The sequence below is a fragment of the Cupriavidus sp. R6-3 genome, assembly GCF_059772245.1.
This window is the reverse complement of record NZ_JCBAJO010000301.1, coordinates 1-4662: the sequence shown is the minus strand read 5'-3', so window position 1 is coordinate 4662 and position 4662 is coordinate 1. Positions and strand designations below refer to the sequence as shown.

The following is a 4662-nucleotide window of genomic DNA, read 5'->3' as shown; positions in this document are numbered from 1 at the left end:
TCGAGAACGTCGCGCCGGCCTGCGACAACGGCCGCTTCGCGGTGCGCCGCGTAACCGGCGAGCGGGTGGAAGTCAGCGCCGATATCTGGATGGACGGCCACGACAAGCTCGCCGCCGTGGTGCTGTGGCGCGGTCCCGGCGAGGAAAGCTGGCACGAGGCGCCGATGGTGCCGACCGTCAACGACCGCTGGGTCGGCAGCTTCGCGCTGACCGCGCTGGGCCGGCACGAATTCACCGTGGAGGCGTGGCACGATGCCTTCGCCACCTGGTGCGACGAGGTCACCAAGAAGAAGCAGGCCGGCGTCGACGTGACGCTGGAAATCGAGGAAGGCGCGCGCCTGGTCGCCAATACGCTGCGGCACGGGCGGACCGGCGAGCGCGAGGCATCGCGCGCGCTGCGAGAGGTGGTAGCCGAGCTCGAGGCCGCGGCGAAGGACGACCTGCGCCGGCTCGAGATCCTGCTGTCGCCGCACACCCGCACGCTGATGCAGGCGGCCGATCCGCGCCACTTCTCCACGCGCCACCCCGTCGCGATGCCGGTCGAGGCCGACCGGCTGGCGGCGCGCTTTGCCAGCTGGTACGAACTGTTTCCGCGCTCGCAGAGCGGCGACGCCGAGCGCCACGGCACCTTCGACGACGTGATCGAACGGCTGCCGGCGATCCGCGCGATGGGCTTCGACGTGCTGTATTTCCCGCCGATCCATCCGATCGGCCGTGCCAACCGCAAGGGCCGCAACAACAGCCTGCGCGCCGCGCCCGACGATCCGGGCAGCCCGTATGCGATCGGCTCGGCCGAGGGCGGCCACGACGCGATCCACCCGCAGCTGGGCACCATCGAGGATTTCCGCCGGCTGCGCGCGGCCAGCGCCGCGGCGGGGCTGGAGCTGGCGCTCGATTTCGCGATCCAGTGTTCGCCCGACCATCCCTGGCTGCGCGAGCATCCCGAATGGTTCGCGCACCGGCCCGACGGCTCGCTGCGCTATGCGGAAAATCCGCCGAAGAAGTACGAGGACATCGTCAACGTCGACTTCTACGCCAAGGGCGGCGCCGCGCCCGCGCTGTGGATCGCGCTGCGCGACGTCGTGATGTTCTGGGTCAACGAGGGCGTGCGCATCTTCCGCGTCGACAACCCGCACACCAAGCCGCTGCCGTTCTGGGAATGGATGATCGCCAACGTGCGCGAGCGCCATCCCGACACCATCTTCCTGGCCGAGGCCTTCACGCGGCCCAAGATGATGGCGCGGCTCGCCAAGCTGGGCTTCAGCCAGTCGTACACCTACTTCACCTGGCGCAACCACAAGCACGAGCTGATCGAGTACATGACGGAGCTGACGCGCACGCCGCTGCGCGAATACTTCCGCCCGCATTTCTTCGTCAACACGCCGGACATCAACCCCTACTTCCTGCACGACTCGGGACGGCCGGGCTTCCTGATCCGCGCCGCGCTGGCGACGCTGCTGTCCGGGCTCTGGGGCATGTACAACGGCTTCGAGCTGTGCGAGGGCACGCCACTGGTGGTCAACGGCGTGACCAAGGAGGAGTATCTCGATTCGGAGAAGTACCAGCTGCGCGCCTGGGACTGGAACCGGCCCGGCAATATCGTTGCCGAGATCACGCGGCTGAACCAGATCCGCGCCAGCCATCCGGCGCTGCAGAACCACCTGGGCCTGCGCTTCCTGCATGCGAGCGACGATGCGGTGCTGTACTTCGCGCGCTACGTCCCCACTTCGCACGATGCGGACGCGGCCTTCGGCGACGACGTGCTGCTGGTGGCGATCAACCTGGACCCGCGCACGGTGCGCGAGGCCGATATCGAACTGCCGCTGTGGGAATGGGGCCTGCCCGATCACGGCGCGCTGGCCGCCGAGGATCTGATGCACGGCCACCGCTTCCAGTGGCAGGGCAAGCATCAGCGCATCCGGCTCGATCCGCACGCGCTGCCGTTCGCCCTGTGGCACGTCAAGCCACGACGCGAGGAGTCTGCATGAAGCGCCTCTCCGAGCGCGGCAGCACCGCGCTGCTCAACGCCGATCCGCTCTGGTACAAGGACGCGGTCATCTACCAGTTGCACCTCAAATCGTTCTACGACGCCAATGGCGACGGCGTCGGCGACTTCGCCGGGCTGCTGGCCAAGCTCGACTATCTGGTCAGCCTCGGCGTCGACACGATCTGGCTGCTGCCCTTCTATCCCTCGCCGCGACGCGACGACGGCTACGACATCGCGGACTACCGCAACGTCCATCCGGAATACGGCACGCTGGCCGAAGTGCGCCGTTTCATCGCCGCCGCGCATGCGCGGGGGCTGCGCGTGATCACCGAGCTGGTGATCAACCACACCTCCGACCAGCACCCGTGGTTCCAGCGCGCACGCCACGCCAAGCCGGGCTCGGCCGCGCGCAACTACTACGTCTGGTCCGACACCGACCAGGCCTACAGCGGCACGCGCATCATCTTCTGCGATACCGAGAAGTCGAACTGGAGCTGGGACCCGGTGGCCGGGGCGTACTTCTGGCACCGCTTCTATTCGCACCAGCCGGACCTGAACTTCGACAATCCGCTGGTGCTGCGCGACGTGCTGTCGGTGATGCGGTTCTGGCTCGACATGGGCATCGACGGGCTGCGGCTCGACGCCGTGCCGTATCTGGTCGAGCGCGAGGGCACCAGCAACGAGAACCTGCCCGAGACCCATGCGGTGATCCGCCAGATCCGCAAGCATCTGGACGACCACTACCAGGGGCGGTTGCTGCTGGCCGAGGCCAATATGTGGCCCGAGGACGCGCAGCAGTACTTCGGCGGCACGCCCGCCACCGGCGAGCGACCCGCGCACGGCGACGAATGCCACATGGCGTTCCACTTCCCGCTGATGCCGCGCATGTACATGGCGATCGCACGGGAAGACCGCTTCCCGATCACCGACATCATCCGCCAGACGCCGGAAATTCCGCCGAACTGCCAGTGGGCGATCTTCCTGCGCAACCATGACGAGCTGACGCTGGAGATGGTGACCAGCAGCGAGCGCGACTATCTGTGGGAGGTCTATGCCTCGGACCGCCGCGCCCGCATCAACCTGGGCATCCGCCGCCGGCTGGCGCCGCTGATGGAGCGCGACCGCCGCCGCATCGAGCTGATGAACAGCCTGCTGTTCTCGATGCCAGGCACGCCGGTGATCTACTACGGCGACGAGATCGGCATGGGCGACAACATCCATCTGGGCGACCGCGACGGCGTGCGCACGCCGATGCAGTGGTCGCCCGACCGCAACGGCGGCTTTTCGCATGCCGATCCGGAAAGGCTGGTGCTGCCGCCGCTGCAGGGCCCGCTGTACGGCTACGAGGCCGTCAACGTCGAGGCGCAGTCGCGCGATACCCATTCGCTGCTGAACTGGATGCGCCGCATGCTGGCGCTGCGGCGCCAGCACCGCGCCTTCGGCCGCGGCAGCTTCCGCTTCCTGTTCCCCGGCAACCGGAAAATCCTCGCCTATCTGCGCGAATACGAGGGTGAGCACATTCTTTGCGTGGCCAATCTGTCGCGCGCGCCGCAGGCGGTCGAACTGGACCTGTCCGAGTTCGAGGGCCGGGTGCCGGTCGAGATGCTCGGCGCGACCCCGTTCCCGGCAATCGGCCAGTTGACCTATCTGCTGACGCTGCCGCCCTATGGCTTCTACTGGTTCGTGCTATCCACCGAGGCGCAGCCGCCGTCCTGGCACGTCGACGCTCCGCAGCAGATGCCCGAGCTGATCACGCTGATCATGCAAAACACCGCGCAAGCCGACCTGACCGAAGCGTCGCGTCGCATCCTGTCCAACGAGGTGCTGCCGGACTACATCGCGCGGCGCCGCTGGTTCGGCGCCAAGAGCGAGAAGATCCAGGGCGTCACGATCGCCTACGCGGTGCCGTTCGGCGCCGCCGCGCCCGGCGAGGCGATGTATCTGTCCGAGGTCGAGGTCGCACTGCAGGGACGAAGCGAGTGCTATCAACTGCCCGTCAGCGTGCTGTGGGACCACGACGCGCCCGGCGCCAGCGTCCCCCAACTGGCGCACGGACTGGCGATGGCGCGCGTGCGCCGCGGCAGCCGCGTCGGGCTGGCCACCGACGGTTTCGTGGTCGAGCGCTTCGCGCGGGAGGTCGTCAAGGCCCTGCGCGCCGGCACCGAGATCGCCACGCCGCGCGGGCAGATCCACTTCCGCGGCGGACCGGGCCTGGCCGCGCTGGCGCTGGAGGACGATCCGATCCAGTGGATGTCCGCCGAGCAATCGAACAGCTCGCTGTCGTTCAACAACTCGGCGGTGCTCAAGCTGGTGCGGCGCGTCTCCGGCGGCATCCATCCGGAAGGCGAGATGACGCGCTACCTGACCGAACAGGGCTACGCCAATGCGGCCGCACTGCTCGGCGAAGTGGTGCGCACCGGCGCGGACGGCACTCCACACACGCTGATGCTGCTGCAGGGCTACATCCTGAACCAGGGCGACGGCTGGAACTGGACGCTCGACTACATCGGCCGCGCCATCGACGACGCGCTGCCGATGGAGAACGAGAACGGCGACGACGAGTTCACCGAGGCGATGCACGGCTTTGCCGCCATGGCGGCGACGCTGGGCCGGCGCCTGGCCGAGCTGCACGCGGTGCTGGCGCGGCCGAGCGAGGACGAGGCCTTCACGCCCGT

The 4662-nt window shown here is 68.2% G+C and carries 2 protein-coding genes; both read left to right on the top strand.

The window, feature by feature from the left end; genetic code table 11:
- A partial coding sequence (locus AC6EI8_RS24375; protein WP_498383114.1) for an alpha-1,4-glucan--maltose-1-phosphate maltosyltransferase occupies positions 1-1988 on the top strand: 1988 nt, incomplete at its 5' end.
- Positions 1985-4662, top strand: a 2678-nt coding sequence (gene treS, locus AC6EI8_RS24370; RefSeq protein ID WP_498383113.1) for a maltose alpha-D-glucosyltransferase, incomplete at its 3' end; no start/stop codon positions are given. The genes AC6EI8_RS24375 and treS, both read left to right, overlap by 4 nt.